The organism is Polaromonas sp. P4_F9 (genome assembly GCF_056401235.1).
Genome location: NZ_JBFUJT010000047.1, coordinates 1 through 13,787 on the forward strand (window position 1 = coordinate 1; position 13,787 = coordinate 13,787).

At 60.3% G+C, this 13,787-nt stretch carries 22 protein-coding genes; 18 read left to right on the plus strand and 4 right to left on the minus strand.

Going from position 1 to position 13,787, the window contains the following annotated elements; translation table 11 throughout:
- The 13 genes from AC1DUB_RS26210 to AC1DUB_RS26270 all read left to right on the plus strand — a co-directional run.
- Positions 1-382, plus strand: a 382-nt coding sequence (locus tag AC1DUB_RS26210) for an EF-Tu C-terminal domain-related protein (RefSeq protein ID WP_477668896.1), incomplete at its 5' end; no start/stop codon positions are given.
- Positions 383-407: 25 nt separating this feature from the next.
- On the plus strand, positions 408-722 hold the full coding sequence (gene rpsJ, locus AC1DUB_RS26215; protein ID WP_007838118.1) for a 30S ribosomal protein S10: 315 nt from the start codon (positions 408-410) through the stop codon (positions 720-722).
- Between the two features lie 216 nt (positions 723-938).
- Entirely contained in the window at positions 939-1,622 is a 684-nt protein-coding gene (gene rplC / locus AC1DUB_RS26220; protein ID WP_011481229.1) for a 50S ribosomal protein L3, read from the plus strand.
- Positions 1,622-2,242 carry a 50S ribosomal protein L4 gene (gene rplD / locus AC1DUB_RS26225; RefSeq protein WP_011481230.1) on the plus strand — a complete coding sequence of 207 codons (621 nt, stop codon included), beginning with the start codon at positions 1,622-1,624 and terminating at the stop codon, positions 2,240-2,242. Before rplC ends, rplD begins: the two co-directional genes overlap by 1 nt.
- Positions 2,239-2,565: a 50S ribosomal protein L23 gene (rplW, locus tag AC1DUB_RS26230; protein ID WP_011481231.1), complete on the plus strand. Its 327-nt coding sequence runs from the start codon at positions 2,239-2,241 to the stop codon at positions 2,563-2,565. The genes rplD and rplW overlap by 4 nt, the downstream gene beginning before the upstream one ends.
- A complete protein-coding gene (rplB, locus tag AC1DUB_RS26235; protein ID WP_011481232.1) occupies positions 2,565-3,389 on the plus strand; it encodes a 50S ribosomal protein L2 in 825 nt (274 codons plus the stop codon). The genes rplW and rplB overlap by 1 nt, the downstream gene beginning before the upstream one ends.
- Before the next feature lie 9 nt (positions 3,390-3,398).
- A complete protein-coding gene (gene rpsS, locus AC1DUB_RS26240) occupies positions 3,399-3,677 on the plus strand; it encodes a 30S ribosomal protein S19 (protein WP_011481233.1) in 279 nt (92 codons plus the stop codon).
- 9 nt (positions 3,678-3,686) lie between these two features.
- A complete protein-coding gene (gene rplV, locus AC1DUB_RS26245) occupies positions 3,687-4,016 on the plus strand; it encodes a 50S ribosomal protein L22 (protein ID WP_007866508.1) in 330 nt (109 codons plus the stop codon).
- 12 nt (positions 4,017-4,028) lie between these two features.
- Entirely contained in the window at positions 4,029-4,934 is a 906-nt protein-coding gene (rpsC, locus tag AC1DUB_RS26250) for a 30S ribosomal protein S3 (protein WP_011481234.1), read from the plus strand.
- Between the two features lie 25 nt (positions 4,935-4,959).
- A complete protein-coding gene (gene rplP, locus AC1DUB_RS26255) occupies positions 4,960-5,376 on the plus strand; it encodes a 50S ribosomal protein L16 (RefSeq protein WP_011481235.1) in 417 nt (138 codons plus the stop codon).
- A gap of 12 nt (positions 5,377-5,388) precedes the next feature.
- Entirely contained in the window at positions 5,389-5,598 is a 210-nt protein-coding gene (rpmC, locus tag AC1DUB_RS26260; RefSeq protein ID WP_011481236.1) for a 50S ribosomal protein L29, read from the plus strand.
- Complete coding sequence (rpsQ, locus tag AC1DUB_RS26265) at positions 5,595-5,864, plus strand: 30S ribosomal protein S17 (protein WP_011481237.1); 270 nt, start codon at positions 5,595-5,597, stop codon at positions 5,862-5,864. The genes rpmC and rpsQ overlap by 4 nt, the downstream gene beginning before the upstream one ends.
- Positions 5,865-5,977: 113 nt before the next feature.
- Positions 5,978-6,484, plus strand: coding sequence for a redoxin family protein (locus AC1DUB_RS26270; protein WP_477732046.1), 507 nt, complete (start codon positions 5,978-5,980; stop codon positions 6,482-6,484).
- Between the two features lie 171 nt (positions 6,485-6,655).
- Here the strand turns inward: AC1DUB_RS26270 and AC1DUB_RS26275 are convergent, their stop codons facing one another.
- Complete coding sequence (locus AC1DUB_RS26275; protein WP_477732047.1) at positions 6,656-7,144, minus strand: GNAT family N-acetyltransferase; 489 nt, start codon at positions 7,142-7,144, stop codon at positions 6,656-6,658.
- 82 nt (positions 7,145-7,226) lie between these two features.
- Entirely contained in the window at positions 7,227-7,922 is a 696-nt protein-coding gene (locus AC1DUB_RS26280) for a cytochrome b/b6 domain-containing protein (RefSeq protein ID WP_477732048.1), read from the minus strand.
- Positions 7,923-8,128: 206 nt separating this feature from the next.
- Between AC1DUB_RS26280 and AC1DUB_RS26285 the strand changes: the two genes are divergently transcribed.
- Both AC1DUB_RS26285 and AC1DUB_RS26290 read left to right on the plus strand, forming a co-directional pair.
- Positions 8,129-8,584, plus strand: a complete 456-nt coding sequence (locus AC1DUB_RS26285) for a c-type cytochrome (RefSeq protein ID WP_477732049.1) — start codon at positions 8,129-8,131, stop codon at positions 8,582-8,584.
- A 199-nt stretch (positions 8,585-8,783) separates the two neighbouring features.
- Positions 8,784-9,236 (plus strand): c-type cytochrome, encoded by a 453-nt coding sequence (locus AC1DUB_RS26290; RefSeq protein ID WP_477732050.1) that lies wholly within the window; start codon positions 8,784-8,786, stop codon positions 9,234-9,236.
- Between the two features lie 147 nt (positions 9,237-9,383).
- Here the strand turns inward: AC1DUB_RS26290 and AC1DUB_RS26295 are convergent, their stop codons facing one another.
- Positions 9,384-9,890: a TlpA disulfide reductase family protein gene (locus AC1DUB_RS26295; RefSeq protein WP_477732051.1), complete on the minus strand. Its 507-nt coding sequence runs from the start codon at positions 9,888-9,890 to the stop codon at positions 9,384-9,386.
- Between the two features lie 16 nt (positions 9,891-9,906).
- Between AC1DUB_RS26295 and AC1DUB_RS26300 the strand changes: the two genes are divergently transcribed.
- Positions 9,907-10,611 carry a DUF4197 domain-containing protein gene (locus AC1DUB_RS26300; RefSeq protein ID WP_477732052.1) on the plus strand — a complete coding sequence of 235 codons (705 nt, stop codon included), beginning with the start codon at positions 9,907-9,909 and terminating at the stop codon, positions 10,609-10,611.
- Between the two features lie 157 nt (positions 10,612-10,768).
- On the opposite strand, the gene AC1DUB_RS26305 is transcribed toward AC1DUB_RS26300, so the two are convergent.
- Positions 10,769-11,242, minus strand: coding sequence for a cupin domain-containing protein (locus AC1DUB_RS26305; protein ID WP_477732053.1), 474 nt, complete (start codon positions 11,240-11,242; stop codon positions 10,769-10,771).
- A 266-nt stretch (positions 11,243-11,508) separates the two neighbouring features.
- Here AC1DUB_RS26305 and AC1DUB_RS26310 point away from each other — a divergent pair, with 266 nt between their 5' ends.
- Positions 11,509-12,774: a thiamine pyrophosphate-dependent enzyme gene (locus tag AC1DUB_RS26310; protein ID WP_477732054.1), complete on the plus strand. Its 1,266-nt coding sequence runs from the start codon at positions 11,509-11,511 to the stop codon at positions 12,772-12,774.
- Positions 12,775-12,776: 2 nt separating this feature from the next.
- Positions 12,777-13,787, plus strand: a complete 1,011-nt coding sequence (locus AC1DUB_RS26315; protein ID WP_477732055.1) for an alpha-ketoacid dehydrogenase subunit beta — start codon at positions 12,777-12,779, stop codon at positions 13,785-13,787.

The window sequence follows — 13,787 nt, forward strand, 5'->3', positions numbered from 1 at the left end:
GGGTCAGGCCGGCGACAACGTCGGTATTTTGCTGCGCGGCACCAAGCGCGAAGACGTGCAGCGCGGCCAGGTGCTGTGCAAGCCCGGCTCGATCAAGCCACACACGCACTTCACCGGCGAGATCTACGTGCTGAGCAAGGACGAAGGCGGCCGCCACACGCCCTTCTTCAACAACTACCGCCCCCAGTTCTACTTCCGCACGACGGACGTGACCGGTGCGATCGAGTTGCCAGAAGGCAAGGAAATGGTCATGCCAGGCGACAACGTGTCGATCACCGTCAAGCTGATCAACCCGATCGCCATGGAAGAAGGCCTGCGCTTTGCCATCCGCGAAGGCGGCAAGACCGTTGGCGCCGGCGTTGTGGCCAAGATCATTGCGTAATCCTGCAAACCTTTAAGGAATTACCATGGCCACCAAGCAAAAAATCCGCATCCGCCTGAAGGCGTTTGACTACAAGCTGATCGACCAGTCGGCAGCTGAAATCGTTGACACTGCCAAGCGCACCGGCGCGATTGTCAAGGGCCCCGTGCCCCTGCCAACCCGCATGAAGCGTTTTGACATCCTGCGTTCGCCCCACGTCAACAAGACGAGCCGCGACCAGCTGGAAATCCGTACGCACCAGCGCCTGATGGACATCGTTGACCCTACGGATAAAACCGTGGACGCGTTGATGAAGCTCGATCTGCCCGCTGGTGTGGACGTCGAAATCAAGCTGCAGTAAGCAAAAAATCGGGGTTTCGGCCACAAGCCAGATCCCAAATCGACAGGTTTTGGCCCGGGTTTGCCATTTTTGGCGACCTGGGCTATACTCTTGGGCTGTCCTTTGTATGTTGGCTTCTTGCTTGCATGGATCGGACGGTTTTATTAACAGTCTTTCACGTTAAAACGTCTGCGGCCAATTGAAGTCGCAGCGGTGAAAGTTACGAAAGAACACATCATGAGTCTGAGCAACTCCCTCGGGTTGCTGGGCCGCAAAGTTGGCATGATGCGTCTGTTTACGGATGATGGGGACACAGTTCCTGTTACCGTGGTGGATGTATCGAACAACCGCGTGACCCAGGTTAAAACCGAAGCAAATGACGGCTACGATGCCCTCCAAGTGGCATTTGGCGCGCGCAAAGCATCGCGCGTGACCAAGCCGGCCGCCGGCCACCTTGCGAAAGCAGGCGTTGAAGCTGGTGAGATCCTGAAAGAATTCCGCGTGACGGCTGACGTCGCAGGCAAATACGCCGCCGGCACCGTTGTGCCTGCAGCCGACGTGTTTGCTGTGGGTCAGCTGGTGGACGTGCAGGGCACCTCCATTGGTAAAGGCTACGCCGGCACCATCAAGCGCCACAACATGAGCTCGCAACGCGCGTCGCACGGTAACAGCCGTTCGCACAACGTTCCCGGCTCTATCGGTATGGCGCAGGATCCCGGTCGCGTGTTTCCTGGCAAACGCATGACGGGCCACCTGGGCGACGTCACCGTGACCACGCAAAACCTGAACATCGTGCGCATTGACGAAGCCCGTCAACTGCTGATGATCCGCGGCGCTGTTCCTGGTTCCAAAGGCGGTTTTGTCACGGTTCGTGCCGCGATCAAAGCCAAGCCCACCACCGCTGCTAAAGGAGCGAACTGATGCAGGTCGAACTCCTGAATGACCAAGGTCTGGCTTCGTCCAAGGTGGACGTGCCTGATACCGTGTTTGGTCGCGAATACAACGAAAGCCTGATTCACCAGGTGGTCGTGGCCTTCCAGGCCAATGCCCGCCAGGGTACCCGGGCCCAGAAGGACCGTGAGCAGGTCCGTCACTCGACCAAGAAGCCTTTTAAACAAAAGGGAACGGGTCGTGCACGTGCTGGTATGACGTCTTCGCCACTGTGGCGCGGCGGCGGTCGTATTTTCCCGAACATGCCTGATGAAAACTTCACGCAGAAAATCAACAAGAAGATGTATCGCGCCGGCATGGCGTCGATCTTCTCGCAACTGGCGCGCGAAGGCCGTCTGGCTGTGGTTGATTCGCTGGCTGTGGATTCACCCAAGACGAAAGTCCTAGCTGACAAGTTCAAGGCCATGAACCTCAACTCGGTGCTGGTCATCGCTGATGTGGTTGATGAAAACCTGTACCTGGCTTCCCGCAACCTGGTGAACATCCTCGTGGTTGAGCCCCGTTACGCCGATCCGGTGTCGCTGGTTCACTACAAGAAGGTTCTGGTCACCAAGGCTGCCATGGACCAACTCAAGGAGATGTTCGCATGAGCGCCGTGAACTCCAAAACCAAATTCGACGAAGGCCGCCTGATGCAGGTTCTGGTCGCTCCCATCGTGTCTGAAAAGGCCACGATGATCGCAGACAAGACCAATGCCGTGACCTTCAAGGTGCTGCAGGACGCTACCAAGTTTGAAATCAAGGCTGCTGTGCAGCTGATGTTCAAAGTGGACGTCCAGTCGGTTGCCGTCCTCAACATCAAAGGCAAGACCAAGCGCTTTGGCAAATCCGTGGGCCGCCGCGACAACATTCGCAAGGCCTACGTGACGCTCAAGCCAGGTCAAGAGCTCAACCTCGGTGGGGAGTCTGCGTAATGGCTGTCATTAAAATGAAACCCACCTCGCCGGGTATGCGCGGCATGGTGAAGATCTCCCGGGATCACCTGCACAAGGGTGAGCCTTACGCGCCGCTGCTGGAGCCACAATTCCAGAAGTCCGGCCGTAACAACAACGGGCACATCACGGTTCGCCACAAGGGCGGTGGTCACAAGCATCACTACCGTGTAGTGGACTTCAAGCGCAACAAGGACGCCATTCCGGCCAAGGTCGAGCGTATCGAGTACGACCCCAACCGCACGGCCCACATTGCATTGCTCTGCTACGCCGACGGCGAGCGCACCTACATCATTGCCCCTCGCGGCCTTGAAGTCGGCGCCACGCTGATCAGTGGTTCGGAAGCGCCGATTCGCGTGGGTAACACCCTGCCGATCCGCAACATTCCTGTCGGTTCGACGATTCACTGCATCGAGATGCAAATCGGCAAGGGCGCGCAAATCGCCCGTTCCGCCGGCACCTCTGCAACCTTGTTGGCCCGCGAAGGTACCTACGCCCAGGTGCGTATGCGCTCCGGTGAAGTTCGCAAGATCCACATCGAATGCCGCGCCACCATCGGTGAAGTCGCCAACGAAGAACACAGCCTGCGCCGTCTCGGCAAGGCCGGTGTGAAGCGCTGGATGGGTATTCGCCCGACCGTTCGCGGTGTGGTGATGAACCCGGTTGACCACCCGCACGGCGGTGGTGAAGGCAAGACCGGCGAAGGCCGTCATCCTGTCGACCCATGGGGTAACCTGACCAAGGGCTACCGCACCCGCAACAACAAGCGCACGCAAGTGATGATTGTTTCGCGTCGCAAGAAGTAAGGCTAACCCATGACACGTTCACTCAAAAAAGGTCCGTTTGTCGACCATCATTTGGTAGCCAAAGCCGACAAGGCCGTTACCAACAAGGACAAAAAGCCGATCAAGACCTGGTCGCGTCGCTCCATGATCCTGCCCGAGTTCATCGGCCTGACCATTGCCGTGCACAACGGCAAGCAGCACGTGCCTGTCTACATCACCGATCAGATGGTTGGCCACAAGCTGGGCGAGTTTGCATTGACTCGCACCTTCAAAGGCCATCCAGCTGATAAAAAAGTTGTGAAGAAATAAGGAAAGACCATGGAAACACGTGCAACCCTCCGGGGCGTTCGTCTGTCGGTCGACAAAGGCCGCTTGGTCGCTGACCTGATTCGCGGCAAGAAAGTGGATCAAGCACTCAACATCCTGAATTTCACGCAGAAAAAAGCTGCTGGAATCATCAAGAAGGTGGTTGAGTCCGCCATCGCTAACGCTGAACACAACGATGGTGCCGATATCGACGAGTTGAAGGTGAAAACCATTTACGTCGAACAAGGTGCCACGCTCAAGCGTTTTTCTGCGCGCGCAAAAGGCCGCGGCAACAGCATCAGCAAACCCACGTGCCATGTGTACGTGGTGGTTGGCAACTAAAGGCAGCAGGATATGGGACAAAAAATCAACCCAACCGGGTTTCGCCTCGCAGTTAGCCGCAACTGGGCCAGCCGCTGGTACGCAAGCAACCGTGATTTTGCCGGCATGCTGGCAGAAGACATCAAGGTTCGCGAGTACCTCAAGGCCAAGCTGAAGAACGCCGCGGTTTCGCGCGTTCTGATCGAGCGCCCCGCCAAGAACGCCCGCATCACGATTTTCTCGGCACGTCCGGGCGTCGTGATCGGCAAAAAAGGCGAGGACATCGAGAACCTCAAGAAAGAACTGAGCCGCCAGCTGGGCGTGCCGGTCGCCGTGAACATCGAAGAAGTCCGCAAGCCTGAAATTGATGCCAAGCTCATTGCTGACAGCATCACGCAACAGCTTGAAAAACGCATCATGTTCCGCCGTGCGATGAAGCGCGCCATGCAAAACGCCATGCGTCTGGGTGCCCTGGGCATCAAGATCATGTCGTCGGGCCGCCTCAATGGCATTGAAATCGCCCGTTGCGAGTGGTACCGCGAAGGTCGCGTGCCGCTTCACACCCTGCGCGCCGACATCGACTACGGCACCTCTGAAGCCAAGACCACCTATGGTGTGATCGGCGTCAAGGTCTGGGTCTACAAAGGCGACACGCTGGGCCGTGGCGAATCACCCGGCGCCAAACTGGATGCCGCTCCTTCTGACGAAGAGCGCAAGCCTCGCGGCCCGCGTCGTGACGCCCGTCCTGGTTCTGACCGTCCCGCTCCACGTGGTGCCCGTGCACCGCGCGCACCGGCCGGCGGCACCAATACGGCGCCCGCCGATGGCAGCGACAAACCGGCCGAAGCTACCCCTGGTAGCGACGCCCCGAAAACCACCGTTAAGCGCGTACGCAAAGCCGCGCCAGCTGCAGCAGCTGACGGTACCAAGACCGAGTAATCGGTCGGAATAACGGAGAAAAACCATGCTGCAACCCGCTCGCAGAAAATACCGCAAAGAGCAAAAAGGCCGCAACACCGGCGTCGCAACCCGGGGTAACTCGGTCGCGTTCGGTGACTTCGGCCTGAAGTGCACCGACCGTGGTCGGCTCACTGCTCGTCAAATTGAAGCCGCACGCCGTGCGATTTCCCGTCACGTCAAACGTGGCGGCCGTATCTGGATCCGTGTCTTTCCGGACAAGCCGATTTCCCAAAAGCCTGCTGAAGTGCGTATGGGTAACGGTAAAGGTAACCCGGAGTACTACGTGGCTGAAATCCAGCCCGGCAAGATCGTTTTTGAAATCGTCGGTGTGCCTGAAGAGTTGGCCCGCGAAGCGTTCCGCCTGGCATCCGCCAAGCTGCCGCTGCGCACCACCTTCGTCAGCCGCATGATCGGCCAGTAAGGGGAAATGACAATGACCAAATCTACTGAACTGCGCCAAAAAGACGTTGCCGGCCTGAAAACCGAAGTCAAAGAGCTGCAAAAAGCCCACTTTGGCCTGCGTATGCAAAAAGCCACGCAGCAACTCACCAACACTTCCACGCTGCGTTCCACGCGTCGCAGCATCGCTCGCGCCAAGACCATCCTGGCCGAGACCATCGTCAAGCAAGGAGCCAAAAAATGACGGAAGCTAAAAAATCCCTCAAGCGCACCTTGATCGGCAAGGTGGTCAGCGACAAGCGCGCCAAAACCGTGACCGTGCTGGTTGAGCGCCGCGTCAAGCATGAGCTGTACGGCAAGATCGTGTCCCTGTCCAGCAAGTACCACGCCCATGACGAAAAGGGCGAGTACCACACGGGCGACGTGATCGAGATCACCGAAAGCCGTCCTATTTCCAAGACCAAAAACTGGGTTGTGACCCGTTTGGTGGAGAAGGCCGCTGCCGTCTAAGTCTGGACCCCTTCAGGCTTTGACTGCAAGTCATCAGAAACGGCTCACAATGTGAGCCGTTTTTGTTTCCGTCCTAGAATCACATCCGTTTTATACCCAACCAGGAGCACTCCATGATCAAAGTAGGCGACACCCTTCCGGCAGCGACGCTGATGGAATTTTCCGAAGTCGAAGGCAATGGTTGCAGCATTGGCCCCAACCCGGTCGATGTAGCCAAGGCCACCGCTGGCAAAACCATTGCCCTGTTCGCACTGCCAGGCGCTTTCACCCCTACCTGCTCGGCCAAGCATGTGCCGGGTTATGTCGAGAAGGCTGCCGAGTTCAATGCCGCCGGCGTTGATGAAATCTGGTGTGTGAGCGTGAACGACGCGTTTGTCATGGGCGCCTGGGCGCGCGACCAGAAGACGGACGGCAAGGTTCGCATGCTGGGCGACGGCAGCGCGGATTTTGCCAAGGCGACCGGCCTGACACTCGACCTCACGGCGCGCGGCATGGGCCTGCGCAGCAACCGCTACTCCATGCTGGTCAAAGACGGCAAGGTAGTGAGCCTCAACGTCGAAGGCCCCGGCAAGTTTGAAGTCAGCGATGCGGCCACGCTGCTGGCGCAAGCCAAGGCCTGACGCTCGCCGATACCAAAAAAAGCCGCCGTTCGCGAGAACGGCGGCTTTTTCAATGTCTCGCGGGAGGCGTCCGCGGCAGAGGGACAGAGGTTACCGCGCGATGCCGGTGGCGGGCCACTTGTTTGATGGTGATTGCCAGTCCATGATTCGTCGGGCTGGAAGCTGCTCCGCTCAGAGATCGACCTTGAGGTAGTGCGCGCCCGGAATCGGGTTGTGGTAGTAAGGCGGGATCTCCACAAAGCCCAACTCTGCATACAGCGCCCGGGCCGACTCCATGTCATCCAGCGTATCCAGCAGTACGCTGTGGTAGCCCGCCGCGCGCGCCGCATCGAGTACCGCCTCGGCCAGCTGGCGGCCCAAGCCGAAGCGCCGGAACGCCTTGCGCACATACAGGCGCTTCATCTCGGCGGCATTGGGGTAGTCCACGGCGTCGAGAGCGCGCAATGCGCAGCAGCCGGCGACTTCACCGTCCACCAGGGCCAACAGCAGCGCGCCTTGCGGCGCTTCATAGGGGCCCGGCAACTCGGTCAGCTCAGCCTCGAATCCCTGGAAGCACAAATCGATGCCCAACTGCTCCGCGTACTCGGTGAAGATCAGCCGGGTCGTGGCCAGCTGGTCGGGCGTGGCCGGCGTTATGAACTGGATGGAAGGGGGTTGCACGGCATGGTGGCGGAAAATCGATGACCAGTGTAGCGCCGTTTGCCGGCGCGAACCAAGCTGATACCGGCCTGCGGTCCCCGTTTCACAAAGCAGGTGCCGACAGGCTGGACACCCAATACGCCACAGCCGCGCACGCGGCCAGAATCAGCAGCGCTGACACGCGTGAGACCGTGTCGTCACGCGAGGGCGGTGCGGGCATCACCAGCTCCTTGTCGCCGTGCAGCATGGCGCTCACCAGCTTGTTTTTGCGGCGCAGGTAAAAAATGATGGCCAAAAGGTGCAGCAGCACCAGCGCCAGCAGCACCCATTTGCCAATGTTCTTGTGGTAGCTGGTCGCCAGGCTGACTGTGGCGTTCGACACAAAGCGCGTCAGCGGCCCGGCAAAGGCGATCTCATCGTCGCTGAGCAGGCCGCTGCCCACCTGCATCAGCAGAAGCCCGAGCATGGCAAAGACCGATCCGGCACCAATAGGGCTGTGGCCCACGCTGTGCTCGGGCTGGCCTTGCCCTTTGAGGTAGTTGATGACACTTTGGGGCGTATAGATAAAAGCGCCAAAGCGCGACCAGCGCCCGCCCATCAGGCCCCAGATGATGCGAAACAGCAGCAGCGCCAGCACGGCATAGCCGAGGCGAAAGTGCCAGAGCATGGCGTTGCCGCCGATGGTGCCGGTGATCGCCTGGCCAATCACGCAGACGACCAGCGCCCAGTGGAAAAGCCGCGTCGGCAAATCCCAGACCCGCACCCTGTTCAGGCTTTTGTTGTTATTGTTCTTGGACATGCGCATTCCTCATTTGTAATTGCTTGCTTTATATCAGGGCTGACAGGTCCGGGTTGCCTACCGGACCATGGCCGACCGGTTGGTGTTTTCACGCGGTGCGTTAGTTCCTGGGGAACTCGTGGGCCGCCTCGAGCTCTAGCCGCTTGGCAACAAGCCAAACAGCGTTGCCGGTCGGTGCATGTTCAAAAACCCCCACGAGGAACAACATGAAAGCTTTAACCTGTATCGCTGCCGCGGCTACGCTGATCGCCCTGACCGCTCCGGCCGCCGCGCAGTTTGCCAAACCGGAAGATGCCATCAAATACCGCCAGAGCGCGATGTTTATCCAGAACCAGCATATGGGCCGCATAGGTGCCATGGTCTCCGGCAAAGCACCGTTCAATGCCGCGGTGGCCGCCGACAACGCCGCGATAGTCGCCGACATGTCCAAACTGCCCTGGGCGGGCTTCATGCCGGGCACCGACAAAGGCGGCAACACCAAGGCCAAGCCTGAAATCTGGACGGAGCAGGCCAAATTCAAGGAAACCAACGAGAAGCTGATGGCTGAAACGGCCAAGCTGGCCGCTGCCGCCAAAACGGGCAACCTCGACGCCTTGAAAACCGCTTTCGCGGCCACCGCCGACACCTGCAACTCATGTCACGACGCTTTCCGCAGCAAGTAATCCGATATACGCCGATTTGTGGCGGGTGCTTACGGGATTTGCCTGAAATAACAGGGCCTAACCCGCAGTCATGGTTTTCCCAAGGCTCTGAAGTTCCTGTGGAACTTATCAGGCTTGGCTAAACTCCAGCAGTTTGGTAGCTTGTCGACGAGCCGCCAGTCACCCCTGTCAGTCAAAAACCACGAGGAAAAGGAAAACAATGAAAATTTTCGCCTGCGCCGCAGTTGCCGCCACCCTGTTCGCCCTGGCCGCACCGGCCTCTGCCCAGTTTGCCAAGCCGGAAGATGCCATCAAATACCGCAAGAACGCCCTGTTCGTGATGCAGCAAAACTTTAGCCGCGTCGCCAGCATGGCCAGTGGCCGCACGCCTTTTGATGCCAAGGTGGCGGCAGAGAGCGCTGAAACGGCTGCTTACCTGTCAAAGCTGCCTTGGGCCGCTTTTATGGCCGACACGGACAAGGGCGAAACCAAGGCCAAGCCGGAAATCTGGAAAGAGCCGGCCAAGTTCAAGGACGCTTCGGAAAAAACGCAGGCCGAGATGATCAAGCTGGCTGCTGCCAGTAAAACCGGCAATATCGATCAAATCAAGACCGCCGTGGCTGCCGTGGGCGGCTCCTGCAAGGCTTGCCACGACGCTTTCCGCAAGGAGTGAACTGTGCGTGAAGGCTGGCCCTTGCCGGGTCAGCTTTTATTGTGAAGGCCCGCGCTTCACCGGGACAACAAGAAAAGGCCAATTTCCCGCGAAATTGGCCTTTTTCTTTGCTTTGTTGTTAGCGCCGGAACTTCGGTCTGGATGAACTCAGGTTTCAGCCAGTAGCTTTTCAATCAACTGGTGCAGCGCCGCAAAATCCGGCTCGCCCACATATTGCTTGACGATCTCGCCGCGCTTGTTCACCAGGTAAGTGGTGGGCGTGAGCTGCACATCGCCCCAGGCCTTGGCCACGGCGCCTGTGTTGTCTATCGCCACCTGAAAGGGCAGCTGGCGCGTCTGTGTGTAATTGACAACATAACTGGGCGGGTCATAACTCATGGCCACGGCCAGCGTGTCGTAGCCCTGGCTTTTGTATTTGTTATAGGTCGAAATGACCTTGGGCATCTCGGCCACGCAAGTCACGCAACTGGTGGCCCAGAAATTGACCAGGGTGACCCTGCCCTTGAGGTCGGCCGTGGTTTTCTTGCTGCCGTCCAGCAATACGAAGGTGGACTCCGGCGCGGTTTGGGTGCCGCTGCAGCCGGCAAGTGCCGCGACAACAGCTGCGCCAGCCAGTGCCATGCGGCATACTGCCAGGACGGAAATACGTTTCATCAGGAAGGTTCTCACCATGTTGCGTCGTAATTTTAACCAGGCCGGCGTCAGCGCGCTGGGCACGCTGATACTGGCCACCTACCAGCAGGCCCATGCGTTTTCGCTGGGCGATCTGACCAATGCCGAGGCCAGCAGCGGCCTGAAAACCGCCCTCGAGAGGGGCGCGCTGGCGGCGGTAGCCCTGCTGGGCAAGACTGATGGATTCCTCGGCAACCCAAAAGTTCGCATTCCTTTGCCCGGTTACCTTGAAGACGCGTCGAAACTGCTCAAAACCTTCGGCCAGGGCAAGCGCATTGACGAGCTGGTGGTGTCCATCAATCGCGCAGCCGAGGCCGCCGTGCCCATGGGCAAGGACTTGCTGGTTGGCGCTGTCAAGGCCATGAGCGTGACCGACGCCAAAAACATCCTGCAGGGTGGCGAAACCTCGGTCACCAATTTCTTTGCCGAAAAAACCCGTGCCCCGCTGGGCGTGAAGTTCCTGCCCGTGGTCACCAAAGCCACCGAAAAGGTCGGTCTGGCCAACAAGTACAACGAGGTCGCCGGCAAGGCCGCCGGCTTCGGCCTGGTCAAAAAAGAGGACGCCAACATCCAGCAGTACGTCACCGGCAAGTCGCTGGACGGCCTGTACCTCATCATCGGCGAAGAGGAAAAGAAAATCCGCCAGGATCCCGTGGGGACCGGCAGCGAGATTCTGAAGAAGGTGTTTGGCGCGATGAAGTAAGGCCACCCGGCCCCGGCGGTTGGCCAAGCAGGTCTTGCGCAGCGTGAAGGGGAACGACAGCCGCCATCAACAGGAGAGGGCACCTTGGGCGCCGCCCGCCAAGGGTCCATCCCGTAGGGCAAAGCGGAGAAGCGCTATTGCTCCTCTTGCTACTTTGCTATTTCTTCCGCGGGTCGTCTGCCGGATTCAAATAGGTAACCCCCCACGGCCCCATGCCGTGGACCTGCACGATGGTTTCCTCTTTGGTCCAGGCAAAGTGGGGCGTCTTGGGCTGCATGATGGCGACGCTGCCAGCCGACAGCGCCATGGTTTTGGTGTTGTCCAGTTTGTCCCCCATTCCCATATTGAAGGTCCCGGAGATCACCGTGACATGCTCAATCCCGGGATGCCAGTGGGCAGGTATCTGGTAGTTCCCCGGGAATTTGATGCGGAAGGTCACCGGGACTGCTTCACCGAGCGGGCCTTCGAGCACGGATATCTTCGCGCCCGGAGGCAACGAAGGGATATCCGCCCATTTCATGTCATCCGGCATCATCATCATGTGCTGGCTACCCGATTGCGCCCAGACCGGAGGCGCTGCCAGGCCGGCAAGGACCAGTGTTGCAGACAATGCGGCAAGCGTGCTTTTCATGAGGATCTCCTGCGAATTTTCGGGAGCCCGTGGAGCATGGCAAGGGGGCGTCGGCTCCATCACGCCTCTCTGGCCTGATACGAACAGCAAGCGGGGGGTCATGGCGGCAGCCAGGGCGCCATGACCGAAGTCGTCTGCAAGTACATCACTTATAGCCGCGTCTGGCAAGGGCCGCATCCCCCAAAAGGATGAACCGCTTGGGCAAACACCTCCGCTGGTTTGCACCCTGAGCGGCACAGGACTACGATGTGTTTCAGGTGACGCGGATGAACAAGAACCAAGCACTACGTCTGCATGTGCCGGAGCCCTCGGGGCGCCCAGGCCACGAGACCGACTTTTCCTATCTGCATTTGTCACCGGCCGGCGCGGTGCGGCGCCCGCCCGTGGAGGCATCCCCCGCCGACACCAGTGACCTGGCCTACAGCCTGGTAAGGGTGCTGGATGACGACGACCGCGCCGTGGGGCCCTGGGTTCCGCAGGTGGAGCCGCAGCGCTTGCGCACCGGGCTGCGGGCCATGATGAAGACGCGCATCTACGACGCCCGCATGCTGATCGCGCAGCGGCAGAAAAAAATCTCGTTCTACATGCAGTGCCTGGGCGAGGAGGCGATTGCCACCGCGCAAGCGCTGGCGCTGCAGCCCGGCGACATGTGTTTTCCCACCTACCGCCAGCAGGGCCTGTTGCTGGCGCGCGATGACATCGACATGGTCGAGATGATCTGCCAGCTGATGTCCAACGAACGCGATCCGCTCAAGGGGCGGCAGTTGCCGGTCATGTACTCGTACAAGCGGGCTGGCTTCTTCACCATCTCGGGCAACCTGGCCACGCAGTTCATCCAGGCCGTAGGCTGGGGCATGGCGTCGGCGATCAAGGGCGATTCAAAAATAGCCTCGGCCTGGATCGGCGATGGCGCCACCGCCGAAGCCGACTTTCATACCGCGCTGACCTTTGCCCATGTGTACCGCGCGCCGGTGATCCTGAATGTGGTCAACAACCAGTGGGCGATCTCCACCTTTCAGGCGATTGCCGGCGGCGAGGCCACCACTTTTGCGGCACGCGGTGTCGGCTGCGGCATTGCCTCGCTGCGCGTGGACGGCAATGACTTCCTCGCTGTCTACGCCGCCTCGCTGTGGGCTGCAGAGCGTGCGCGCAGCAACCTGGGGCCGACGCTGATCGAGTGGGTCACCTACCGCGGCGGGGCGCATTCGACCTCGGACGACCCTTCCCGCTACCGTCCGGCCGACGACTGGGCGCACTTCCCGCTGGGCGACCCGATCGCGCGGCTCAAGGCACACCTGATGCACATAGGCGCATGGACCGAGCAGGAGCACGAAGCCACGCAGAAGGAGCTGGAGGCCCAGGTGAGCACGGCGCTGAAGGAAGCCGAGCGCTACGGCTCGCTGGCGGACGGCCACCTGGCCGGCGCGGCGGCGATGTTCGAGGATGTCTACAAGGACATGCCGGAACACCTGCGCCGGCAGCGCGAACAACTGCTCAAGGGTGAGATGGACAACCCCAGGCGGGAGGCCTGACCATGCAGATGACCATGATCCAGGCGCTGCGCTCGGCAATGGATGTGATGCTGGAGCGTGACGGCAATGTCGTGGTGTTTGGACAGGATGTGGGTTATTTTGGCGGCGTGTTCCGCTGCACCGACGGCCTGCAGGCCAAGTACGGCCGCTCGCGCGTGTTCGACGCGCCCATCTCCGAAGGCGGTATTGTCGGCGCGGCTGTCGGCATGGCGGCCTACGGCCTGCGCCCGGTGGTTGAGATCCAGTTCGCCGACTACTTCTACCCGGCCTCCGACCAGATCGTGTCCGAGGCGGCGCGGCTGCGCCACCGCTCGGCCGCCGACTTCACGGCACCCATGACCATCCGCATGCCCTGTGGCGGGGGCATCTACGGCGGGCAGACGCACAGCCAAAGCCCGGAGGCCCTGTTCACGCATGTCTGCGGACTGCGCACGGTGATGCCGTCCAACCCCTATGACGCCAAGGGCCTGTTGATTGCCTGCATCGAGAACGACGACCCGGTGATTTTTCTGGAACCCAAGCGGCTGTACAACGGTCCGTTTGACGGCCACCACGACCGGCCGGCCGTGCCCTGGACCGGGCACCCGCTGGGCGAGGTGCCCGAGGGTTACTACACCGTGCCGCTGGAGTCGGCCGCGGTGTTCCGCCCGGGCGCCGACCTGACGGTGCTCACCTACGGCACCATGGTCTTCGTGTCGCAGGCGGCGGCGCAGGAGAGCGGCATTGACGCCGAGATCATTGACCTGCGCAGCCTCTGGCCCATGGACCTGCAGACCGTGGTGGCGTCGGTGAAGAAAACCGGCCGCTGCGTGGTGGTGCACGAAGCCACGCGCACCAGCGGCTTCGGCGCCGAGCTGGTGGCGCTGGTGCAGGAGCACTGTTTCTACCACCTCGAAGCGCCGATTGAACGCGTGACCGGCTGGGACACGCCCTATCCGCATGCGCAGGAGTGGGCCTACTTCCCCGGCCCGGCGCGCGTGGGCGCGGCGTTCAAACGGGCCATGGAGGCATAG